This window comes from Pseudomonas sp. Pseusp9 (assembly GCF_059491265.1).
The window spans coordinates 2,505,102-2,527,407 of record NZ_CP168500.1 but is presented as its reverse complement, the minus strand read 5'-3'; the positions used below and the strand labels follow the sequence as shown (position 1 = coordinate 2,527,407).

Sequence of the window (22,306 nt, the reverse complement as noted above, 5' to 3'; positions counted from 1 at the left end):
CCGCAACGCGATTTTTCAACTAGCCAAACACATCACTTTCGAATGTCTATATCTTTTGACTCAGGCAGGAACAGCATGGCAAGAAGACTCACAACACTGACCCCAGCCAAATACCATGCCGGCGCCATTGGACTGTTAGTTACCGCAATCAGCCAGGTCACGACAAATTGAGTGGTACCGCCGAATATCGCTGTACCCAACGCGTAAACCAAAGACAAACCTGTACTGCGAACTGCGATCGGCAACAACTCCGGAATTTGTACAAGTCCGGCGGTAGCAAACATCGCGGTCAGTGCCGCAATCACCGAATTCACCGTGAACAGCGTGAGCAACGTAGGCGCATTCACCAACCACATGAACAGTGGAACAATCGCCAGCGTTAAAGCCACCCGGGGAATAAAGTTGGTAATCTTTCGTCCCAGGCGATCACTGAGAAGACCGCCCAAAAGAGCAAAGGCAAAGGTAACTATCCCGCCAACCAGTACACTCCCCTGCGCGATAGGCGCAGAGAGTTTTAGTACTTGTACAGCGTAACTGACCATATAGTTGCCGATTTGCGACGCAACGCCTATCGAAGCGAACAGCAGAACACCCAGCAGCAGTACCTTTTTATGCTCACGAATCACAACACCAACGATTTCAGTGCTTGTGCGTTCTTGCGCAGCTTCATGGGTCTCCGGCAAGGCTCTACGCATGTAGATAACGATCGGAATCAGTACAAGGCTAAGGAAGAATGGAACGCGCCACCCCCAGGCTTCCAGCTGTTGGGCACTCAACCACAAGGACAGTGCAACACCCAGTACCCCGCCCACTGCTACAGCGATCCCTTGGCTCGCAATCTGCCAGCTGGAATAAAACCCGCGACGATGAGGGGGCGCGGCTTCAATCAGCAGCGATGTTGCAGGTCCGACCTCGCCACCCAGTGCCAAGCCCTGGATCAATCGGCAAATAACGACAATGACCGGCGCGGCAATACCGATTGACTGATAACTGGGCGTCATCGCCAAACCAATCGTACCGATGGTAATCATTGCGACCGTCAGAATCATGGCCGGCTTGCGCCCTGCCCGGTCGGCGTAGGCGCCAATCAGAATGCCACCCAATGGGCGCGCGAAAAAACCAACACCAAATGTGGCAACGGCGGCCATCAAGCTGCCGTATTCGCCAGCCACCGGAAAAAACGCTTTGCCGATGTAAACAGCGAAATACGCATAAATGACGAAATCATAGAATTCAAGGGCATTGCCAGCGACAGCCGCCGCAATCGCTTTTTTATTGATGCCTGCATGATCAGTGACTGCGTCAGTGCCTGAGCAGCGCGTGTCGACCATTTCAGCTATTGTTTGATTATTCATTTAATGATCATCGGGTTAGTTAAAATTCACAGTCACTTGGCTTTCTGGCTGACGTAAAACTGCAAGACCATCAAGGGCCTGTACGACTGCTTGCTCCCCCTGCTCCCAAACCATTTGCTGCCATTCGAGCTTGTCCGGGTAGAAGGTGTCCTTGAGATGTCTTGCTATTCCCAATCCCTGTGCTGACATGCGCATGTCATAACGATGGGCCCAATGATCCGCTCTCAGTGCCGTGATCACCCGTTCAAGTGGGTAGGTACCGTATTCAAGACAAATACCAATGTGTTTGGCACTTGCACATTCTTGAATAATAGCGGTCTGAATCGGACCACTCATTGCCACGCTGGTGGAGGTGCCTGTGTGCACATTGGTCAGTTCGCCCCACCAATCTTGCGCAAGATTGAAAGTGTCATTATCAAAACCGGCGAATATTTTTTCACCGTGACCATGGGGCCCAAGCCCGGTGTGAATATCGATTGAAGCCAGTACTTCTACATCCGCCGTGTATTTGCGCAGAATCTCCCTGAACGTATCGTTGCTCCAGGTTGGCGCACGACCGCCAAACCACATGCCATCTTCTGACTTGTATTGCCCTATGGACATCGCCTGTTGCAGCGCCTTATCACCATGTTCCAGGCGATACTTCTCCAATACTTCGTCAGTCTCGGGCGGCCATGTTTGCGGGAGCAAGGCATCATGAATCTGCTCATAACCCGGGTTCTGCGGCAAACTGGAATTAAAATCGACAAAGTTCCTGTTAAGGTCGACATTTTCCTGAGTGACACGGCGCAAGTGCGAGAATCCGAACGGATTGATCGCGTGTACATATAAAACAGCCGTATCGTCCGGTTTTGGCAATTCCACCCCAAGCAAACCGGTTTGCACCGCTGAGCCCGTAAACCCTTCAACGCCATGAACGCCACTGATCACAATGAGCATTCTGGAAGCATCCAGCGGACCATCGACCACGACATCGGTGGCAAGCGCCTCACCTTCTGCACCTTTGCATGCCAGTTCATAACTTTCGACAGCCAAGCCTCTGGACTGCGCAGCCGTCAGGAATTTTTGTCGTGATTCAGCGTACGTCTGGCTGAATAGCTGAGATATTGTTTTTGTGTTCATTGGACTCTCGTTTTTCACCGACTGGCTTTGCGCGATTCAGCACGAAAAATGGATCGCTGCCGGCATGCTTCACCAAAGGCTTTGAATATCCCTCGGGCCAGGTCGCTATCATGGACTCGCATTTCCGGATGCCACTGCACAGCCAATGCAAAACCGGGGGCTCCCTCTACCGAAAAAGCTTCGACCAGCCCGTCCGGCGCGAGCGCTTCAACCTTCAATCCTGCACCCAACCGCTCCACACCTTGGTGGTGCAGCGAATTCACCAGAACGTTTTTTTCGTCACATAGCCCTGACAAGACGCCGCCGGGAATGATCTCTACCGAATGGCAGTCCTGGTACCACTCCTTGATCGGTCGGGATTGATCGCCCTCCCGATGGTCAATGGCCCCGGGTTTCTCGTGGACTGCGGTATTCAAGGTCCCTCCCCAGGCCACGTTCATTTCCTGAAACCCGCGGCAGATCCCCAACACCGGAATACCCGCGGCAACGAGTGCTTTCACCAGCGGCAGAACCGTTGCATCGCGGGCCAGGTCAAGCATGGCCCCCTGCGCAATCGCAGTTTCTCCATAGTGATGGGGAGCAACGTTCGATGGGCTACCCGTCAGGACCACGCCATCGACATGGGCGATCAAACTGGCCATATCGATGGCCGCTTCATCCGCAGGTAGTGCCAAGGGCATCCCTCCAGAAATCGACACCACAGCATCCACGTAGCCGTGGAGCAACGCATGGGCTTGATGACCGTAGCGCTCCACCCGGTCGGTGGCGATAGCGACCAGTGGCCTGACGGGTGAGAGGATCGGGAGGAGTGATGCGTGAGTCATGAATTTGTACTTGTCATTGGTTTGTGTTGGTTCGAGTGTAAGGAGTGACCTTTATTTAGGTATATTGCAATTTTCAGCCTAATATCTTGCAGATCTTGCAACTGGAGGCCTCACGCATGAACACCCGGCAGCTTCACCATTTCGTGGCCGTGATGGATACAGGATCACTCAGCGCTGCTGCCGAGGCTGTGCACCTGAGCGTCCCGGCGCTATCCAGAAGCCTCAAAGCCCTGGAAGACGAGCTTCGCGTCTCTCTATTTGATAGAAGTAATCGCCGCTTGCACCCCACGCCTTACGCTTTGGAATACCTGGATCGTGCACGACGCATTGTTTTTGATGAGCGCGAAGGCGCGCGAGCATTGAGCCTGATGAAGAACGGTGCCTATGGCCCCTTGGCTTTTGGGCTGGGATCCTCTTTGGCAATCGACTTGCTCGCACCTTTGATCAACGAGTTGATTGCCAGTGGGCCCAATTTGAGGGTGCAGGCTCAGGTCGAAAGCACCGATGCCTTGCTGGACTCATTACGAAGAGAGAAACTGGATTTTTTCGTGGGCGACGTAAGCTCGGCAGCAAGTTCAGCTGATCTCATAGCGGAGCCTTTATATAAATGCACTTACGGCTGGTTTGTCAGACATGACCATCCGCTGGCCGAGAAGAAGAAAATAACCATCAGCGAACTGGAAAACTATCCAATCATCGGGTCTGGCTATATCAGCGACACGTTGGCGTTCAATATTTCACAGCTGTATGGATGGAAATTACCGCTGGAAAAGAACTTTTCCGTAAACATAAACAACCTGGAAACCATCCATAAACTCCTTTCCTCTTCCAACATGATATCCCCCTCGACCTACAACGCGATGCATCAACCATTAGAAGCCAATGCCGTTGTAGCCCTCGACGTCTATCCCAAGCTCAACCTGGATATGACGCTGGGCATTGTAAGATTGGCGCTTCGCACGCTGGTGCCTTCTACGGAACACGCCTTTGAGATCATAAGAAGCTACTTCATCAGAATAGACAAAGAGATCTCCAAGTACACGGTGTAGCCTCAACAGACGCCCCCTTGACCAATTACAACGCCATGCACCGCAATGGGGTACGCCCCCAGTGCCAAAGCGGCGCGCGGCTGAGCAGGCCCGCCGATGTTCCATGTCACAGGCAAGCCCTTGCCAAAGCGCGGATCGGCCCGTCTACTTCTGCTGCCTACTGCCTTTGATGTTGCCGGCAACCCCGCCAGCAACGGCACCGATCGCAGCGCCAGTCCATCCACTGCCACCGGAGATCGCGGCAATGCCAGCGCCGGCCGCAGCACCGATGGCCGCACCACTCACCGTCCCCTGCTGCTTGGCAGTCATCGAGGTGCAACCGATCACGCTCGCTGCGGTGAGGACTGCGGCAAACCATAGAGACCGTTTCATGTTCACCTCCGCTACTTATTCTGCTTCAGGCCGGGCAAGACCATCTCGAACCAGATGGTCTCGATGACGGGGCGTTTCACTCGGTCGGGATTGGCGGCGTACCACTGGTTGAGCCTTTCGCGCACGGTATCGAGCGTTTGGCCCTTCAAGCCCCTGCCGAAACGTGGAATCAGGCTCTGCTCATCGGACGGCGGCTTCGCCGCATAGTAGGCTGCCTCCACCTCGTAGGCATTGGCGATGCCGATGAGATAGACTTTCTTGAGCTGCTCCGACGACTGCAGCCATTGCTCGCCGGTGATCATGGCAACCCCTTCGGCGCGGGCAATACCCGATGCCGTCACCAGGGTCACCCATGCCACCAGTACCAACGTGCCCCATCGCAATACTCTCATCGCCTTCCCTCCTCGCCAGGTTGAACCTCGACACCTACCGCTCGTTTCTTCGCCTCGCGCTTGCATAATCAGCCGGTAACCCCGGGCCTACGGACAAGTTTAGATTCCCGTAGGAAGGTCGCGATGTTTTTGACGCATGCTTGAACCGTCGCGACAACGGGCGCACACCGCAATCGCGCCTGATCCTGCCTCCAATCGCCGATACGGCGGTGCAATATGCAAGCCGACTCATTCGCCAGCGCTTGTGGCGATAACGCATGCATCAGAGCATTGATGCATAGGTACAACTGGATTCGGCCTCACCAATTAAATGGTGGGTTGGCGCCGCCTCGGGCCGAGGAAAAACTGAACATCATGTGCGGGATCAGCTGACCACTACACTGCAGAAAAAATGCAGGTGCGGTTCTAAAGATACCTATCACTTCCCCCTCTAAGTGGCCGCTGCCTGTCCCGCAGGCCACCCGTTCAGCTCGTCGCCCCGCGACTTCCTTGTCATCAAATGAAAATTCGCTGTCGTGCAATGCGAGGTGGCCACCGCCGCTGCTGCCCTAGAGTCGGAGCAAAACAATACAGCGCCCGGAAACACGAGAGCCGCCATGACCAGATCCACCCGAACGAGCGAGACCGCAACCCCCACCCAGCGCCCCCCGGCGACCGGCCGAAAACGTCGCACTCGCAAGGATGTCGATCTCCCGGACACCCCCCTGCAACAAGAGTTGATCGGTACGGCTGCCAACCAGACCCTGGCAGGCAATCCGCTAGTCAGCGTGCGGGCGGCGGACCTGGTCAGCTCGGCCGGCTACCTGCTCAAGGCCGTGGGCAAGTCGCCGCTCAAGGCTGGCGCTCATCTGGGTGGCTACCTGAAGGAGCTGGGCGGTATCGTCGGCGGCAAGTCGAGCATTGCGCCGGACCCGAAGGACAAGCGCTTCGCCGATCCCGCCTGGCAATCCAACGCCTTCCTTCGCGCGCTGCTGCAGAGCTACCTGGCCGGCCAAAGTGAGCTGACCCGTTTCATCGAATCCACCGACCTTGCCCCGCTGGAAAAGAGCCGGGCCCGGTTCGTAGCAGCGCTCCTGGCCGATGCAGTGGCTCCGAGCAACTCGCCGCTGACCAATCCGGCGGCGCTGCGCAAGATGGTGGATACCGGCGGCATGAGCCTGGCCCGGGGCATCCGTCAATTCGGCCAGGATATGCTGAACAACCGTGGACTCCCGAGTCAGGTCGACAGCACGCCGTTCAAGGTCGGGGAAAACATCGCCACGGCCAAGGGCGAAGTGGTGTTTCGCAACGAAATGTTCGAGCTGCTGCAGTTCGCGCCCACCACCGAAAAGGTCTATGCCCGGCCCTTGGTGATGTCGCCGCCGCAAATCAACAAGTACTACGCCATCGACCTCTCGCCGGAGAAAAGCCTGATCAAGTGGATCCAGGACAGCGGCGTAAACCTCTTCGTCATCAGCTGGCGCAATCCCACCAGCGAGCACCGCGACTGGGGCTTGTCCGATTATGCGCTGTGCCTCGACCAGGCTGTGGACGTAGCGCGCAGGATCACCGCGAGCCCGGATGTGAACATGTGGGGCTCCTGCTCGGGCGGCATCACCCTGGCGGCCTACCTGGGCTGGCTGGCGGCCCGTGGCGAAGGCCACAAGGTGGCCAACACCAGCTGGGCCGTGTGCGTGCTCGACATGCCCTCGGCGCTGGACGACACCACCCTGGGGCTGTTCACCACCCCGTCCGCCCTGCGCGCAGCCAAGGCCAGCTCCCGGCGCAAGGGCGTGTTGAGCGGCCAGGGCATGGCCCGCATGTTCGCCTGGATGCGCCCCAACGACCTGATCTGGAACTACTGGGTCAACAACTACCTGCTGGGCAATAAGCCGCCGGCCTTCGATATTCTGGCCTGGAACAACGACACCACGCGGCTACCCGCCCAACTGCACGCGGACTACCTCGACCTGGTCCAGCAGAACCCCTACAGCAACCCGGGCACTCTGGAGATTGCCGGCGAGTCGATCGACATGACCCAAGTGAAGGTGGGCGCCTATGTGATTGGCGGCACCACCGACCACATCACCCCCTGGCAGGGTTGCTACGGTACCGCCCGGCTGTTTGGCGAGGACACAACCTACGTGCTGTCCAACGCCGGCCACCTGCAGAGCCTGGTGAATCCGCCGGGCAATCCCAGGTCGTTCTACTACGCAGCGCCTGCCGTCGCCGAGTCCCCGGAAGCCTGGCTGCAGAACGCCGGGGAGCGCCAGCAAGGCAGCTGGTGGCCGCATTGGCGCGAATGGATCGGGCAGCGCTCGGGCGACAGCCTGCCGGCGCCGAAGAAGCTCGGTTCGCGCAAATACCCGCCACTGTGCCCCGCACCTGGTACTTATGTCATGGAGCGTTGAGGCTGCCATCTCTACCTCGACCTGACCCCCACGCCACCCGTGGGTTTCAGCACTTTGCGCAGGTGAGGATCGACTGAGCGGCATGGTCCTCGAGTCTCGGAATGATTGATGGCAGACGGCTAAAGATCAGGCGGTAGCCAACGACTCGCATCCTGTCACTGTCTGGGCTCAGGCGTTCGCTGTAGATCGAACGAGCGCCCTGCTCAACGAATCGGCCGTGGGTTACTGGGCACCGTAGACGTCAAAATCGAAGTACTTGTTGTTGATCCTTGCGTAAGTACCGTTGGCGAGAATGGTTGCCAGGGCTTTGTTCAAGTCTTCGCGCAAGGCAGTATCGTTCTTGCGCAGGCCGAGGCCATCACCCACGCCGAAGTAGCCCGGGTCATCCAGGGTGGCACCGGCAAACTCATAGTCCTTGCCCTCCGCTGTTTTCAGGAAGCCGTAGCTGGCTTGAATGGAACCCTGCAGCGAAGCATCCAGTCGCCCCACTACCAGGTCGGCGTACACCTGATCCTGATTCTGATAGGAAAGAACATCTACGCCTTTGGCACCCCACACCGCTTTGGCGTAGGACTCCTGGGTCGAGCCCTGCTCCACACCAATGCGCTTGCCCTTGAGTGATTGGAGGGTCGGCTGTAATCCCGATCCACGTTTAGCCACCAGGCGTGCCGGTGCATTGGACACCTTGTCGGTAAACGCGATCTGCTCCAGGCGTTTGGGCGTGATGGTCATCGAAGACGCCACCGCATCGAACTTGCGCGCCAGCAGTCCCGGGATCATCCCGTCCCAACTGCTTTCCACCCAGACGCATCGGGCTTTCAGTTCGGCGCAGAGCGCCTCGGCGATGTCGACCCCGAAACCGGTCAGCGTGCCATCCTGATTCTTGTATTCCAGTGGTGGGTACGTCGGGTCCACCCCCAGCTTCAGCACTTTGCCAGACCAGTCGGCCGCACCGGCCAGGCTCGATGCCGTCAGGAACACCAGGGAAACGGCCGCAATCATCTTGTTCATTGTCATTCCTCTCCAGGCTGCAGAATTTTACCCAAATGACGCGCAAAAAAAGCGCCGTCTCAACACAGAAAACGCTCGACCAACTTGACCCAGTAGCTCGCGCCCACCGGCAGGCAGCCGTCATTGAAGTCGTAGCCGGGGTTGTGCAACAGGCACCCGCCCTCTCCCTCACCGTTGCCGATCACCAGATAACTGCCGGGGCATTTTTCCAGGACAAAGGCAAAGTCCTCACTGGCCGTGAACGGCCGCAAGTCATCGATCAGGTGCTGCTCCCCCAGCCAGTCGCGGGCGACTTCACGGGCGAATGCAGTGTGTTCGGGATCGTTGATCAACACCGGATGGCAATGCTGATAATCGATGTGGGCCTGGGCACCAAAACTCGCGGCCTGGCCCTTGACCAATTCAGTGATTCGAACCTCCAGCAAGTGCCGAACCTCGGGGGTCAGGGCGCGCACGCTCAGGCTCATGTCGGCGCTGGACGAAATGACATTCGAGGCGCTTCCGGCATGCAGGGAGCCCACTGTGATAATCGCCATTTCCTGCGGGTTGACATTGCGCGCAACGATGCTTTGCAGGGCCATCACGATCGAGGCACAGACCACCACCGGGTCGACGGTTTTGTGCGGCACCGCACCATGACCGCCATTGCCGATGATTCTGATGTTCACCGTGTCGGCAGACGCCATGAACGGCCCGCTGTAAAAACCCAAATGCCCGACGGGATAGCCCGGCACGTTATGCATGGCAAAGATCGCATCACACGGAAACCGTTCGAGCAGCCCTTCCTCGAGCATTTTCCTGGCACCGCCCAGTCCTTCTTCCGCCGGTTGGAAAATCAGATGCAGCGTGCCCTTGAACGCCCGTGTCCGGACCAGATACTGACCTGCTGCCAACAGGATTGCCGTATGGCCGTCGTGGCCGCAGGCATGCATGACACCGTCGATCCGGCTGGCATAGGGCAAACCGGAAGTTTCCTGTATCGGCAATGCATCCATGTCGGCGCGCAAACCGATGGACCGGCCTTCGCCATTTTTCAGGGTGGCAACGACCCCGGTCTTGCCCACGCCGGTGCTGACCTCAAAACCCCACCGGGTCAAACACTGCGCAACCCGCTCGCTGGTGGCGAACTCTTCAAACCCCAGTTCAGGGTGCGCGTGAATGCTGTGACGTATCGCGATCATTTCATCTTGCATCGCGGCAATACCAGGCAGGACCAGGCCGGCATTCATGGGTGTTCTCCTTCGACAGGGGCTGAGCAGCAGCGAAAGCGCTGTTGGGGTCGATCTTAGGGAACGGGCGCTGGGCTGGGGAGGCGCAGTTTGGTTATGATGACAACCATTGGTTGTCGCAAAGGTGGTCAGATGAAACTGCATCAATTACAGGCACTGATTGCCAGCGCCGAAACCGGCAGCATCCGTGCGGCCGCGCGCTCGCTGGAGGTTTCCCAGGCCGCCGTGACCAAAGCGTTGCGCGAACTGGAAACCAGTCAGCAGCTGCCGTTGTTCACCCGAACCCCCAGTGGCCTGCACTTCACCGAATACGGGAAAGTCCTGCTGACTCACGCGCGGCTGGTGATCAAGCAACTCGAACATGCGCAGACCGAGCTCGACCATATGCGTGGCAAGGCCCAGGGACGGCTCTGCGTCGGGATCACCCCATGGATCGCCCTGACCTTCCTGCCCGAAGTGGTGTTGGCTTTTCGCGAGCGCATGCCGCAAATCAGACTGGAGCTGTTTGAAAGCCTGATGGCCGTTGCCCAACCGCTGTTGCGCGACGGCAGCATGGACTTCGCGATCGGTCAGCTCCATCCAGCACAATCAACCCGGGAATTCGCTAGCGAAACCTTGCTCGACTACCAGACTTCGGTGCTGGTGCGCGAGGGGCACGCCCGACAGCACGCACGGTCGATCCACGAGTTACTGGAGGAAAACTGGACCCTGAACTACGCACCGGACGGGCACGATGGGCTGATGCAGGAACTGTTCTGGAAACACGGTGCGCAAATTGATGAGAACCGAATCGTGCGCGCCCATTCGCTGGCCATTTTGCAGATGATGGTCGAGCGGGCCGACATGTGCACCTGGGGGCCGTCCATCGTGAGCACCGCCCCGCCATTCCTGGGGCGCGTGGTGTCCCTGGGGCTGACCGAACAATTCGAGCCCCGACAACTGAGCATCGTCACCCGACGCAACGGGGCGCTGAGTAACCCGGCACTCTGCTTCACCGATTGCCTGTTGCAAGTCATTCGGCGTCATGCCCGTTCGGCCAGAAAAGAGGATCGGCAACTCTTCGAAACGTTGCGTCTGCGAATGTAAGGCACAGGATGCGCCGCCTGGGCTTGACAGGGCGATTGTTTCACCGCCTCAAGGCATGCCGGATCGACCTGTTTCTGCTCGATATCGAAGCGTAGCGCTTCCAACCGCGCTCGGCGCTGCGGCAAGGTTTCAGTCCGCTCCTGCGTCCTGCAACAATTCCAGAGCACGATCAAAGTCGAAGCGCTCGACCTGCTGCGCCACAAGACTCAGGCGCCTGGCCAGATCCTGTTCGAGAGACAAGCCACGCAAATCATCAAGCATATCCACGGCAGCGGTGTCGCTCTCGGCCAGCAGGCGCTTGAGTCTGGCGAGCTGTCCCTGGAGATCCGCCCCGGACTGCCGAACCTGCGCCCGTGGCACAGGGACTGTTTCGCCAAGACGGGCCAGGCCAGCCAATACCGGTGCCAGGCGCTGCTCGACCTCGGCCAGACGGGCCTGCACCCGTTCACCTGTCTGGCACGCCGTCTCCAACTCCGCAGCAGCCTGCGCCACGGCCCTGGCTCCAATGTTCCCCGCAGTACCGCGCAGGCTATGGGCCAACCGAACCGCGGCTGTTGCATCAGGATCGGCGAGTGCTGCCTGGAACTGCCCGGTGAAGCTTGTCTGGGCGGCGTGGAACTTGCGCAACAGGCGCAGGTAAAGCTCACGCTTGCCCATACAGGTGGCCAACCCGACGGCCATATCGATGCCGTCCAGCCCGGCGGGCAACAAATCAGAGGCTGCAGGAACAGTCAGCACCGCAGGTATGCTGCGACGATCGGCGTGCGGTTTGATCCATTTGGCAAGGGTGGCGAACATGCCAGCTACATTCAGCGGCTTGGAAATATGATCGTTCATGCCACAAGCCAGGGCTTGCTCGCGGTCTCCGGCCATGGCGTTAGCGGTCATGGCGATGACCGGCAACTCGGCGAAACGCGCCTCCTGGCGAATTCTGCGGGTAGCGGTGTAACCATCCATCACGGGCATCTGGCAGTCCATCAACACGCCGTCAAAATCAGTGTCGCGCTCCAGTAGATCCAGCGCCTGTTGACCGTCGCATGCCAGAACGAGCTCGATACCCACCCCTTCCAATAACTCACAGGCCAGTTCCCTGTTCAGCTCATTGTCTTCCACCAGCAGCAGGCGCGCGCCCTTCAGGCTGGCCAGGCAGCTGGCACTGCGCACGCTGCGCTCACTGTCCCGGGTCTCGGTCTGCACCACCCTGCCGAGCACGGTGCCGATGGCCTCCAGCAAGGTGGATGGGGTGACCGGCTTGGTCAGCACCACTGGCAGGCGCATGCCTTGGCGCTCGGCCTGTTCACGTATCTCTTCACGGTCGAAGGCCGTGACCATGATCACCGAAGGCGTGTACGCCAGATTGGCGGAGTGCATCTGGCGTACGGTCTCCACCCCGTCCATACCCGGCATGCGCCAGTCCATCAACACCAGGTCGTAAGGCAACGACTTCTGCTCGGCCTCAACCAACATGCGCAGGGCCACGCGACCGCTGTCCGCTACATCCACTTCGACGCCGAAGCTTTGCGCCATGCCCGAGAGAATCTCTCGGGCACTGGCGTTGTCATCCACCACGAGCACGCGTACGCCGAGCAGCTCGCCAGCGGTAAACATCCGTCGCGGTCGTGCGTCGGTCTGCATACCCAGACTCACGCAGAAGTGAAAGGTGGAACCAACGCCGAGTGCGCTTTGTACCCAGATGCGCCCGCCCATCAGTTCCACCAGACGCTTGGAGATAGCCAGGCCCAGACCGGTGCCCCCGTATTTGCGAGTGGTAGAACTGTCGGCCTGGTTGAAGGACTGAAAAATCCTCTGGCACTGCTCTTCGCTCATGCCGATGCCGGTGTCGCGCACCCAGAAATGCAGCTCCACCTTGCCCTCATCGCCACCCTGATGCTCCACACCCACCACGATTTCACCCTGTTCGGTGAACTTGGCAGCATTGTTGCCCAGGTTCACCAGGACCTGGCCCAGGCGCATAGGGTCGCCAATCAGCGCGGTGGGCAAGTCGGCTGCCGTGTTGTAAAGCAGTTCCAGGCCTTTGTCCTCCGCCTTCATGCCGACCATGCCGGCGAAGTTCTCCAGCACGTCCTCCAGGTGGAACGGGATGAATTCCAGATCCATCCTGCCGGCCTCGACCTTGGAGAAGTCGAGGATGTCGTTGATGATTCCCAACAGGTTCTCTGCCGAGCGATGCACCTTCTCGATGTAGTTGCGTTGCCGGTTGTCCAGTTCGGTACGCAGCGCCAGGTGGCTCATGCCGATAATGGCATTCATCGGGGTACGGATTTCATGACTCATATTGGCGAGGAATTCGCTCTTGGCCCGCGTCGCGTCTTCGGCAATTTCCCGGGCGCGCTGCACCTCCGCCTCGGCGGCCTTGCGGTCGGTGATGTCGTAATACCAACTGGCGTTGATGCGCCGCTCGCCAAGGGTCAGCGTTACCGCCGAGAGCAGCACATCGAAACGCTTTCCCCCCTCCTGTAGCAGGCTGGCCTCGAAATTCAGCACCTCCCCCTCAGCGGCCGCTGCCAGGAAGCTTGCGCGCGCTTGTGCATCGCACCAGAAGCGACTTTCGTCCGCCTCGCAAAGTTGCTCGCGGCCAATGCCGAACAGGCTCTCCAGTTCCGGGTTGCAGTAGCTGAGCCGGCCGTCATCGCCGCGGATCAGCATGGCCACCGGACTGCTGTCCAGCACCGCGCGCAGCTGCGTCTCGCTGGACTTGAGTGCCGCCTGCAACTGCCGCCTCTCGCTGACGTCACGCACCGAGGCACAGATGCAGGTGCCGCGCCCTTCCAGGGTTGGCAAGTGCGAAAGGCCGATCTCCACCGAGAACAGGCTGCCGTCCTTGCGCACCCCCTTCAAGTCCTCCAGGTTCGCGCCCATCTGCCGGGTACTGCCGTGAGCGATGAAGCCATCGCGCAACGCCACATGCCGCGCGCGAGCCGCGTCGGGAACCAGCCGTTCGACAGTTTTGCCGGTCAGTTCCCCTGCGACGTAACCAAACAGTTTGTCCAGTTGCGGATTGGTCATCAGGATGGCACCGTCAGCGCCGATCACCAGCATGCCGTCCGGCGCTGCCTCGATGATCCCGCGATACCAGGCCTCGGTGGCACGCAAGGCGGTCTGTTGAGTCTCCAGTTCCTCAGACTGCTGCTCCAGCCGCAGCGCTTGCTCGCCCATTTCATCGGCCTGACGCCGGGTTTCTATCAGCAGGGATTGCACCGCCAGGTTACGCTCCATGACAGCCATGGCTCCAGACAACCGCGGCAACGCCTCCTGCAGAAGAGACAGCTCACGCTCTCCAAGCGCCTGGTAGCCCGCCAGCTCAAGCACGCCGAGCAGGCGCTCACCGCGCAGAATCGGTTGCAGCAATAAATTGCTGGCCGACACCTCGCCCAGCTGCGAATGCAAGCGGCCGAACAGCCCCTGCAGTTCACGCGGCACTCGATCTATCGCGCACTGCCCGAGCAGACCGGCACCCAGGGCCACGGTCGGCGCAGGTGGCTGCTGCGGATCGGCGGCGTAACTGCCAACCAGCTGCAAGCTGTCGGCACTTTCCTGCACGCTGTAGAGCACGCCGCGGCAAATGCCTAGCATGCTCGCCATATGTTGCAGGAAGACCTGGGCCAGCTCGTGGGGTGTTTCCGCTTGCGGCAGATCAGCCTGTAGCTGCGCCGTCTGAACCTTGATCCAGCGCTGCCGTTCCAGTTGCCGGGACTCGATCTGCAATTTGGCGATGGCACGGGCCAGGTCGCCGGTCTCGTTCTGCAGATCGGTATGGGGAATGTTCTGTTCCAGTCGGCCAGCGGCCAGCTCGTCGACGGCGGCGCGCACCCGTTCGAGCGGCTGGCGAATCGAACGGCTGACCAGCCAGGCCATCAACAGTGCCAGCGTCAGGCCGCCCAGCAGCAATTCATAGGTGAGTGTGGTGCTGTGTCCAGCGAACTCGGCGATCTGTTTGGCTGTGTCATGGATAGAGGCTTCCTTGATCCGGGCAACCTGATCAAGCAGTTCGTCACCCTGTTGATCCAGGCTCTGGAACTCGTCGCTGTTGAGCAACAGCAGGGCCTGCTCCTGATGCCCCTGGGCGGCCAGTTGCAGTGCCTGCTCGCCATCGTGCTGCAACTGCTCCAGCAGCACCTCGAACCTGGCCAGCCGCACCTGATTTTCCTGGCGCCAGAGGGTGGGTTGAGCCCGGGCCAGGGCTTCCTGGAGACGCTGTTGAACATCGCGCACCCGGGCAACAGCTTCGAGGCGAGTGTCCCCGTTGGGGCTACCGACGGCACGCAGCAATGCCTGCACCAGGTGCGGCATTTGCACCCTCGCTTCGTGCAGGTGTGCAATGCCGACCAACTCCTGCTGATACAGCCGATGCATGTCCCGCTTCAACGACTCCTGGGTACGCAGACTCTGCGCTCCAAGCACCAGAATCAGCGCCAGCAGCGTGGCGAAACCCAGGATCAGTTTGTGGCTTAAAGACAGGCGCTCCAGCAGGACGAACACTCTGGTCATTGCAGCTCCCCGTTTACGCAAACCCCTGTGTGGTGGTGCATGAGTCGCTCAGGGCTCCTGAGCGACTCGTTCAATGGCGGCCCGTTGCCTGGTCATATCCTGATCGCTATCGGCAAAGCGTTCGGCGATGGTACGAAACTGCCCGGCGCTGCTCACGAACGCATCACAGACGTCCGGATCGAAGTGTGAACCGCGCCCTTGCCGGATGATCTCCACCGCCTGCTCATGAGGCATTCCAGCCTTGTACACGCGCCGACTGATCAGCGCGTCGTAGACATCCGCCACCGCCATCAGTCGGGCACTGACCGGAATGTCGTCGGCGGCCAGTCCTTCCGGGTAGCCGCTGCCATCCCACTTCTCCTGATGGCTGTACGCTATTTCCTTGGCAATGCGCAAAAAGCCCACCGAGACACCCAACTGATCCTCGGCATGCTGGATCGCATCACGTCCCAGGGTGGTGTGGGTCTTCATGATTTCAAATTCCTCGGGAGTGAAACGCCCCGGTTTAAGCAGGATGTGATCGGGAATTCCGATCTTGCCGATATCATGCAGCGGTGCCGACTTGAACAACTGGTGGATGGTTTCATCGTTGAGGAAGTGCTTGAAGCGCGGGTGGTCGCGTAGCAGTTCGCCCAGCAGCCTGACGTAGTGCTGGGTGCGACGGATGTGGTTGCCAGTCTCGTTGTCACGCGTCTCGGCCAGCGAAGCCATCGCCTGGATGGTGACGTCCTGGATGGCCATCACCTCTTGTGTGCGGCGCTGAACCTCCTGCTCAAGGAAGTCGTTTTTGTTGCGAAGGAAGTCAGCCGCGGCCTTGATCTTCAGTTGGGTTTCCACCCGCGCCAGAACCAGTGGTGCACAGATGGGCTTGGTGATGTAGTCAACAGCGCCCAACTCCAACCCCTGGATTTCATCCTCCATCGACGCCAGGGAGGTGAGAAAGATAATGGGGATATCGTGGGTGCGTGAATCTTTCTGCAGTTGCTGCGCGACCTGATGGCCCGATAACCCCGGCATCATGATATCGAGCAGGATCAAATCCGGTAATGAATCACCCTGCAGTACGCGAAGGGCCTTCTCTCCGCTGTTGGCAGCCTTGACCCGATACCTGTCCTTGAGCAGGTTAGTCATAAGCATCAGGTTGTCTGGCGTATCATCGACCACCAGAACAGTGGCCGCTGGATAAATGTCCTGCTCGTCAGCCATGGCTATCGGCTCCCCTTCCCTATGAGGAGAGGCCACGCGATGCCGCTCCATTGCATGCAAGCGTAGCTCTTATTAAGAGCTGCAACTGAGTGAAGCTCCTGGGGAGGCTGGCTGATGTCTCCTCCAGTTGTGAATTCAACCGGTGGAGGCAACGGAATGGCTAATTCGTTCAGCGGGCGATTCGTAGTTCAGTGTTTTCCGAGGGCAGCTGTTCAACTGTCTTGTCTCGTCATTCAGCATGGCTTGCGAGTGCTCCGCAAGGTCAGTTCATACCCCCCGGGACGCTTGCCTGACGCCTGCGCAGATAACGAATCAAGTCACGAATGTTTACCTATAGAGCAGATCCTTATACGATGAAGTCCGCATCTGCGGCTCTCCATCAGGCCTGAGCAAGCCTTTGTCATTATCCAGGACAAAGTCATTTAACAAACCATGCTCTATTGCCACACAAGATTTTGTGCAAAAAAGACAAGCAAAATCTGCATACAGGTTAAATTATTACTGTAATTGAATATAATAATATTGAGCACCTGAACAATGAGCACTCCTGATTTTGCGGCCGAAAGCCCTAAAGCTTTCAGCATAGTCATAGTAAATTACAAAACACCAGAAATCACCAAGATATGCCTGGACTTATTGCACCAGCATTTTGGCAGTAACGGCGTGCCAATCTGGGTAGTCGACAACTATTCCGCCGATGAAAGCACTGAGTATTTACGAACTCTTGACTGGATCAATTTAATCGAGCGCTCCGCTTCCAAACCGGAAGCTGGCCATATCGCGCATGGCAAGGCACTTGACCTGGTTTTACAGCAGATTGAAACTGATTATTTATTCCTGATGCACACCGATACATTTGTTTTCGATAAAAATGTTTTTCCAATGATGCTGAATAAATGCATAAAAAACCCGAACGTCGTGGCCGTCGGTTGTGTTGAGCAAATAAACCGTGGCACCACGAGAACGCTTTGGCGCTTTAGCTCACGATTATTCAAACACCACTACAGACGCCTGAAAATCTCCATGGGATTGCGTTCCAGAGAACCAAAACCGTACAAAGAAGCCTACTTGAAAAGTTTCTGCACATTGTGGAACTGCAAAATTGTCAAGCAGCACAACATGCACTTTTCAATGGATGATCGCGTGCCAGGCTATACGCTCCAAGACCGTATGACCGAGCTTGGTTATGCCGTTGAGATGTTATCGCCGCGTAAAATCTTCAGCTATCTGGATCACATTCAGGCCGGTACTGTCGCAGCGGCTGGCGGCTATGGAAAGACTCACAGACGAACCAAAATGTACAACAGCATTCTTAAGCGCCTGAACAAGGACGACAGAAAAAATCAAGCTACGAATTGACGCAACGAACAGTGCGTCAAATTCTGTTTGATGTCACCCACAAGTCTTTATATCAAGTTATTGGAGCGGTAATGGCCCCCATCACTCAAGCACTACCCATGACCCTATCCCCGGAGCTTGATTTCGACCAACACGCCGCCAGCGCCTTCGGTGACTCATTGGCCAGTCGCTATATTCAGGCTACGCCATTTCCGCACATCGTCATCGACAACTTCTTGCACGAAGACCTGATTGCGAATATCTGCTCGCATTTCCCAATCGAACCAACCAACAACGAAATGCTCTACGAGCGAGGTTATAAAGGTCAACGAAAACGTCAAATCAGTCCCAACGAATGCACCCCTTATCTGAAGACTATCTTCAACGCCTTCAATTCGGCCCCCATGTTGCAGTTTCTTGAAAAGCTCACAGGCATCGAAGGCTTGATACCCGATCCCTACTTTACCGGTGGCGGCCTGCATGAAACGAAAAGCGGTGGTTTTCTGGGTGTGCATTCGGACTTCAGGCTCAACAAAAAACTTAATGTCGAGCGCAGACTGAATGTCATCATTTACCTGAGCGAAGACTGGCGAGAGGAATACGGCGGCAATCTGGAACTCTGGGATGTCAACATGAAGACTTGCCTTAAAAAAGTCCTGCCAATTTACAATCGCTGTGTCATTTTCAACACAGACAAAGACAGCAATCATGGGCATCCAGAGCCTTTAACGACTCCCGAGCACATCACCCGTAAATCCATAGCGCTTTATTACTACACCGCCGGAACCATGGCGGCCGACCCCACACAAAGAAACAAAACCCACTATAAACCAAGGCCCAAAGACCGTTTAAGCCTAAAGTACTACATGGGCAAACTGATCAAAAAGTAATAAGCCCTCCCCTCCCCAGCTAAAAGAAAAGATTGGCTCACTCTTTCAGCGGGAGTTTCGCAGTTTGGGGCCTGCCGGAGAAGGTGCCCGGACTGGACTCGTTCATCCTGCAGTCCTGCCATACTGTTCTACATGACCAGAGCAACCTTCCGCTTCTACGAGGAGCTCAACGATTTCCTGCCGGCCGAACGGCGGCGGCAGTCCTTCACCTGCGAATGCGCGCAAGGGGCGACGGTCAAGCACATGATCGAGGCGCTCGGAGTACCGCACACGGAGGTCGAACTGGTGCTGCTCAATGGCGAGTCGGTGGGCCTCGAGCGGGCGATCTTCGACAGTGACCGGCTGGCGGTGTATCCCAAGTTCGAAGCGCTGGACATCAGCCCGCTGCTGAAGGTTCGTGCGCAACCGTTGCGGGTGCTGCGCTTCGTCGCGGACGCGCACCTTGGCGGGCTGGCCAGCCTGTTGCGCATGAGCGGCTTCGACACCCTCTACGACAATGGCTTCGAGGATGGCGAAATCGCCGAAATCGCTGCGCAGCAAGGACGCATCGTGCTGACCCGCGACCGCGAACTGCTCAAGCGGCGGATCATCAGCCATGGCTGTTATGTGCATGCCCTGAAACCGTCACTGCAGCTGCGCGAATTGTACGAGCGCCTCGATCTGGCGCGCAGCGCACGGCCATTCAGCCTGTGCCTGCATTGCAACCTGCCGCTGCACGAGATCAGCCCGGATCTGGCCCGATTGCAGGTACCGCCACGCATTGGCGCCCTCTATTCACACTTCCTGCGCTGCGACGCCTGCCAACGGGTTTACTGGGAGGGTTCGCACTGGCGCGGCATGTGTGCATTGCTGGCACCTCTACTGGACCGATAACCACACGTATCTGCGAACTGATCCCCCCGCGACCCAGGTTTCAGGAATGAAAATGCCCGGCGATTTGCCGGGCATTCCTAACCATCAGACGAACTTCAAACAATTCAAAAACAAGTCGCAAACCCCGCGACTCAACAGGGCTTGCGACTCATTGCCGATACGTCCCTCAACCCCCCGGGACGTATGTTTCAGGTATGCCTGCCGTGTTCATTGCGCAACGTACAGGCCTAGTTTTGCACCTCAACTACATCGACATCCCGCGCGTCCGGGGCACCGGGGGCGTTCTCTCTAGCCTCTCTGGCCGCCTCTCTGGCTGCCTCGTTAGCCTCTCTGGCCGCCTGGCCAACCTCCTCGTTAGCCTCTCTGGCCGCCTCTCTGGCCGCCTCGTTAGCCTCTCTGGCCGCCTGGCCAACCTCCTCGTTAGCCTCTCTGGCCGCCTCGTTAGCCTCTCTGGCCGCCTGGCCAACCTCCTCGTTAGCCTCTCTGGCCGCCTCTCTGGCCGCCTCGTTAGCCTCTCTGGCCGCCTGGCCAGCCTCCTCGTTAGCCTCTCTGGCCGCCTCTCTGGCCGCCTCGTTAGCCTCCTCGTTAGCCTCTCTAGCCTCTCTGGGCTCTCTGACTGCCCTCGCCTGTGCCTTGGCAGCGTTCCTGGCCGCATTTGCAGCAGCCCGGGCAGCGTCCCTGGCCGCATCGGCGTCTGCCTTGGCGGCATTCCTGGCGGCATCTGCCGCGGCCCGGGCAGCGTCCCGGGCTGCATCGGCGCCCACTACGCCAGCAGCTCTCGCAGCGTCCCGAGCTGCGTCCGCATCAGCTCTGGCGGCGTCCCGGGCTGCATCGGCAGCAGCTCTGGCAGCATCCCGGGCTGCATCCGCATCAGCTCTGGCAGCGTCCCTGGCTGCATCGGCGGCGTTGTCATTGTCTCTGGCGTTGTGGTTGTCATGCGCATTGCCCGGGCCTCTGTTCCCGGCCATACCACCATGGTCAGCGTCACCGCGCCCCGGCCCTCCATGACCGTCACCGCCATGGCCTGCAGCACCACCATGGCCACCACCGCCGTCACCACCGTGACCGCCACCGCCGTCACCACCGTGACCGCCACCGCCGTCACCACCGTGACCACCACCGCCGTCACCACCGTGACCACCGCCTCCGGAACCGCCGGAGCCACCGCCGGAGCCACCGCCGCCACCGCTACCGCCGCCGTGACCACCACCGCCTCCGCTACCACCGCTTCCGCTACCACCTCCGCCGTGGCCGCCTCCGCCGTCACCACCGTGACCGCCGCCTCCGGAGCCACCGCCACCACCGTGACCGCCACCGCCTCCACCGTTGCCGCCATCTTTGGCATATACGCTGGAGAAACTACCGATGTAATCGGGCACCAGGACAGTCGATGCCGACAGGACTCCGCCAATCGCCACCGCCAACAAACATTTCTTGAGCAGCATGATGCACCTCCACTTGGAGTTGCGTCGTCATCTCCGTATCGAACGCAATGTCTAGTGAGTTCCCGGCCGCCCATTGTGGCGGCCAGCCAACCGGCACGAACATAAATCTGCAGCAATAACGAGCAACTGCGGTATCCGCACGATCCCTCAGAGCCAGTTAGAAATGTTGCGTGGGAAATATTCCCACATCTTTAGATTACTGCTGTCAACTCAAGTGTCAACAACCGAACATCGGGACTATCGGGACTAAGGCACGCGCAGAGCCATGCCCATGATCCTCACAGGCTCACAGGCATGAAAACTTAATGGCCGGCGTCACCAAACCGGGGGGCGTGCAGCAAAGCCCCGGTCTGATCAGTGCAGGAAACAGGCGGGTATCAGAAGGTGTGACTGAACAACAGTCCAGCTTCGCCATCCGGACTGGCATCGGAAAAGCCCTTGACGGCATACAACTGGAACTTCCAGTGCTGATTGAGCTTGTGCGTCAGGAAAAGCGTGAGTTCCTTGATCGGGTCGCCCGTGGAAACAACCTTCTGCCGCCAGTCGTAGGATGCGCCCGCCGAGGTGCGTGCAAACACGGGCATGGCGAAGCCCAGACTGGTGAATATCGGGTCGTGGAAATCGGAGCCCGACGGGTCGCCGAATTTTTTCCAGCCCAGGGTGGCAAACCCGGTCACAAAACCAAAGGATTTGGTGACATCGACCTGGGCGGAATAGTCGGTTTTGCCGGTGCCCAGGCACTTGTCTTCGTCGGCTGTAGGCAACTTGACCTTGCCGATCAGGTCCACGAACAGCCCGCCAACACTGTCCTCGAACACGGCATAGTCGGCACCGGCGATAGTGTCGCCCAAACCACTTTCAACTTTGCCGCAGCCACCGGGCAGTGGCTCGCCGTCAGGGCCGACCGAAGGGTTGGTGATCCGCAGCCAGGGCACGGTGAGCTTGTAGGTCATGGGGCCGGTCTGGTATTTGCCCACCAGCGGGACATACCAGGTTTCGGAAGTAGTGCCGGTGCCATAATCGCCCCGAGAGTAATCGGTGCCGATCGAGGTCGTGAAATTATCGGCCCGGGCTGGCAAGGCCAGGCTGGCAAGCAAACCGACGAGCAGGATGCGCATTGGGTCCATGTTCACCTCGTGTCTTGCGTCATCGAAGTTCACACGCATGTTTTGTTGTGTGACTTACCCAGCCTAGTCACTTATGACGATAGTGCAT

18 protein-coding genes and 1 pseudogene are annotated in these 22,306 nt (G+C 58.5%); 6 read left to right on the top strand and 13 right to left on the bottom strand.

The features are described from left to right. Positions 1 to 32: 32 nt before the first annotated feature. From ACEN8E_RS11435 to ACEN8E_RS11425, 3 genes are read right to left on the bottom strand one after another with little or no spacing between them, the layout of a single operon-like run. Positions 33 to 1,355 (bottom strand): MFS transporter, encoded by a 1,323-nt coding sequence (locus ACEN8E_RS11435; RefSeq protein WP_495592700.1) that lies wholly within the window; start codon positions 1,353 to 1,355, stop codon positions 33 to 35. A 15-nt stretch (positions 1,356 to 1,370) separates the two neighbouring features. After that, positions 1,371 to 2,477: a M14 family metallopeptidase gene (locus ACEN8E_RS11430; protein WP_495592699.1), complete on the bottom strand. Its 1,107-nt coding sequence runs from the start codon at positions 2,475 to 2,477 to the stop codon at positions 1,371 to 1,373. A 14-nt stretch (positions 2,478 to 2,491) separates the two neighbouring features. Then, positions 2,492 to 3,301, bottom strand: coding sequence for a gamma-glutamyl-gamma-aminobutyrate hydrolase family protein (locus tag ACEN8E_RS11425; protein ID WP_495592698.1), 810 nt, complete (start codon positions 3,299 to 3,301; stop codon positions 2,492 to 2,494). A gap of 116 nt (positions 3,302 to 3,417) precedes the next feature. Between ACEN8E_RS11425 and ACEN8E_RS11420 the strand changes: the two genes are divergently transcribed. After that, positions 3,418 to 4,350, top strand: coding sequence for a LysR family transcriptional regulator (locus tag ACEN8E_RS11420; protein ID WP_495592697.1), 933 nt, complete (start codon positions 3,418 to 3,420; stop codon positions 4,348 to 4,350). A 144-nt stretch (positions 4,351 to 4,494) separates the two neighbouring features. On the opposite strand, the gene ACEN8E_RS11415 is transcribed toward ACEN8E_RS11420, so the two are convergent. Both ACEN8E_RS11415 and ACEN8E_RS11410 read right to left on the bottom strand, forming a co-directional pair. Beyond that, positions 4,495 to 4,722: a YMGG-like glycine zipper-containing protein gene (locus ACEN8E_RS11415; protein WP_495592696.1), complete on the bottom strand. Its 228-nt coding sequence runs from the start codon at positions 4,720 to 4,722 to the stop codon at positions 4,495 to 4,497. Between the two features lie 11 nt (positions 4,723 to 4,733). Then, on the bottom strand, positions 4,734 to 5,114 hold the full coding sequence (locus ACEN8E_RS11410; protein WP_495592695.1) for a hypothetical protein: 381 nt from the start codon (positions 5,112 to 5,114) through the stop codon (positions 4,734 to 4,736). Positions 5,115 to 5,710: 596 nt separating this feature from the next. Between ACEN8E_RS11410 and ACEN8E_RS11405 the strand changes: the two genes are divergently transcribed. Further along, on the top strand, positions 5,711 to 7,504 hold the full coding sequence (locus ACEN8E_RS11405; RefSeq protein ID WP_495592694.1) for an alpha/beta fold hydrolase: 1,794 nt from the start codon (positions 5,711 to 5,713) through the stop codon (positions 7,502 to 7,504). Positions 7,505 to 7,726: 222 nt separating this feature from the next. Here ACEN8E_RS11405 and ACEN8E_RS11400 read toward each other — a convergent pair whose 3' ends face one another. Then, the gene (locus tag ACEN8E_RS11400; RefSeq protein ID WP_495592693.1) at positions 7,727 to 8,515 is read right to left on the bottom strand and encodes an ABC transporter substrate-binding protein; all 789 of its coding nucleotides are present in this window, start codon (positions 8,513 to 8,515) and stop codon (positions 7,727 to 7,729) included. A 59-nt stretch (positions 8,516 to 8,574) separates the two neighbouring features. Beyond that, positions 8,575 to 9,744, bottom strand: a complete 1,170-nt coding sequence (locus tag ACEN8E_RS11395) for a M20 aminoacylase family protein (protein ID WP_495592692.1) — start codon at positions 9,742 to 9,744, stop codon at positions 8,575 to 8,577. Positions 9,745 to 9,876: 132 nt separating this feature from the next. On the opposite strand from ACEN8E_RS11395, the gene ACEN8E_RS11390 reads away from it, so the two are divergent. After that, the gene (locus tag ACEN8E_RS11390; protein WP_495592691.1) at positions 9,877 to 10,830 is read left to right on the top strand and encodes a LysR substrate-binding domain-containing protein; all 954 of its coding nucleotides are present in this window, start codon (positions 9,877 to 9,879) and stop codon (positions 10,828 to 10,830) included. A 129-nt stretch (positions 10,831 to 10,959) separates the two neighbouring features. Here ACEN8E_RS11390 and ACEN8E_RS11385 read toward each other — a convergent pair whose 3' ends face one another. From ACEN8E_RS11385 to ACEN8E_RS11375, 3 genes and pseudogenes are all read right to left on the bottom strand, one after another. Further along, positions 10,960 to 15,339 (bottom strand): response regulator, encoded by a 4,380-nt coding sequence (locus ACEN8E_RS11385; RefSeq protein ID WP_495592690.1) that lies wholly within the window; start codon positions 15,337 to 15,339, stop codon positions 10,960 to 10,962. Positions 15,340 to 15,387: 48 nt separating this feature from the next. Then, a complete protein-coding gene (locus tag ACEN8E_RS11380; RefSeq protein WP_495592689.1) occupies positions 15,388 to 16,545 on the bottom strand; it encodes an HD-GYP domain-containing protein in 1,158 nt (385 codons plus the stop codon). A gap of 135 nt (positions 16,546 to 16,680) precedes the next feature. Further along, positions 16,681 to 16,809: pseudogene (locus tag ACEN8E_RS11375) on the bottom strand (IS30 family transposase); the annotation flags it as partial. A gap of 273 nt (positions 16,810 to 17,082) precedes the next feature. Between ACEN8E_RS11375 and ACEN8E_RS11370 the strand changes: the two are divergent. From ACEN8E_RS11370 to ACEN8E_RS11360, 3 genes are all read left to right on the top strand, one after another. After that, a complete protein-coding gene (locus ACEN8E_RS11370; RefSeq protein ID WP_495592688.1) occupies positions 17,083 to 17,904 on the top strand; it encodes a glycosyltransferase in 822 nt (273 codons plus the stop codon). Positions 17,905 to 17,975: 71 nt separating this feature from the next. Beyond that, entirely contained in the window at positions 17,976 to 18,773 is a 798-nt protein-coding gene (locus ACEN8E_RS11365) for a 2OG-Fe(II) oxygenase (protein ID WP_495592687.1), read from the top strand. Positions 18,774 to 18,905: 132 nt separating this feature from the next. Further along, positions 18,906 to 19,646 carry a Mut7-C RNAse domain-containing protein gene (locus tag ACEN8E_RS11360; protein WP_495592686.1) on the top strand — a complete coding sequence of 247 codons (741 nt, stop codon included), beginning with the start codon at positions 18,906 to 18,908 and terminating at the stop codon, positions 19,644 to 19,646. 227 nt (positions 19,647 to 19,873) lie between these two features. Here ACEN8E_RS11360 and ACEN8E_RS11355 read toward each other — a convergent pair whose 3' ends face one another. The 3 genes from ACEN8E_RS11355 to ACEN8E_RS11345 form a co-directional block, all read right to left on the bottom strand. Next, on the bottom strand, positions 19,874 to 20,410 hold the full coding sequence (locus ACEN8E_RS11355; RefSeq protein WP_495593418.1) for a hypothetical protein: 537 nt from the start codon (positions 20,408 to 20,410) through the stop codon (positions 19,874 to 19,876). Further along, positions 20,410 to 20,991, bottom strand: coding sequence for a hypothetical protein (locus tag ACEN8E_RS11350; protein WP_495593417.1), 582 nt, complete (start codon positions 20,989 to 20,991; stop codon positions 20,410 to 20,412). The genes ACEN8E_RS11355 and ACEN8E_RS11350 overlap by 1 nt, the downstream gene beginning before the upstream one ends. Positions 20,992 to 21,468: 477 nt before the next feature. Next, the gene (locus ACEN8E_RS11345; RefSeq protein WP_495592685.1) at positions 21,469 to 22,218 is read right to left on the bottom strand and encodes a hypothetical protein; all 750 of its coding nucleotides are present in this window, start codon (positions 22,216 to 22,218) and stop codon (positions 21,469 to 21,471) included. Between the last annotated feature and the right edge of the window lie 88 nt (positions 22,219 to 22,306).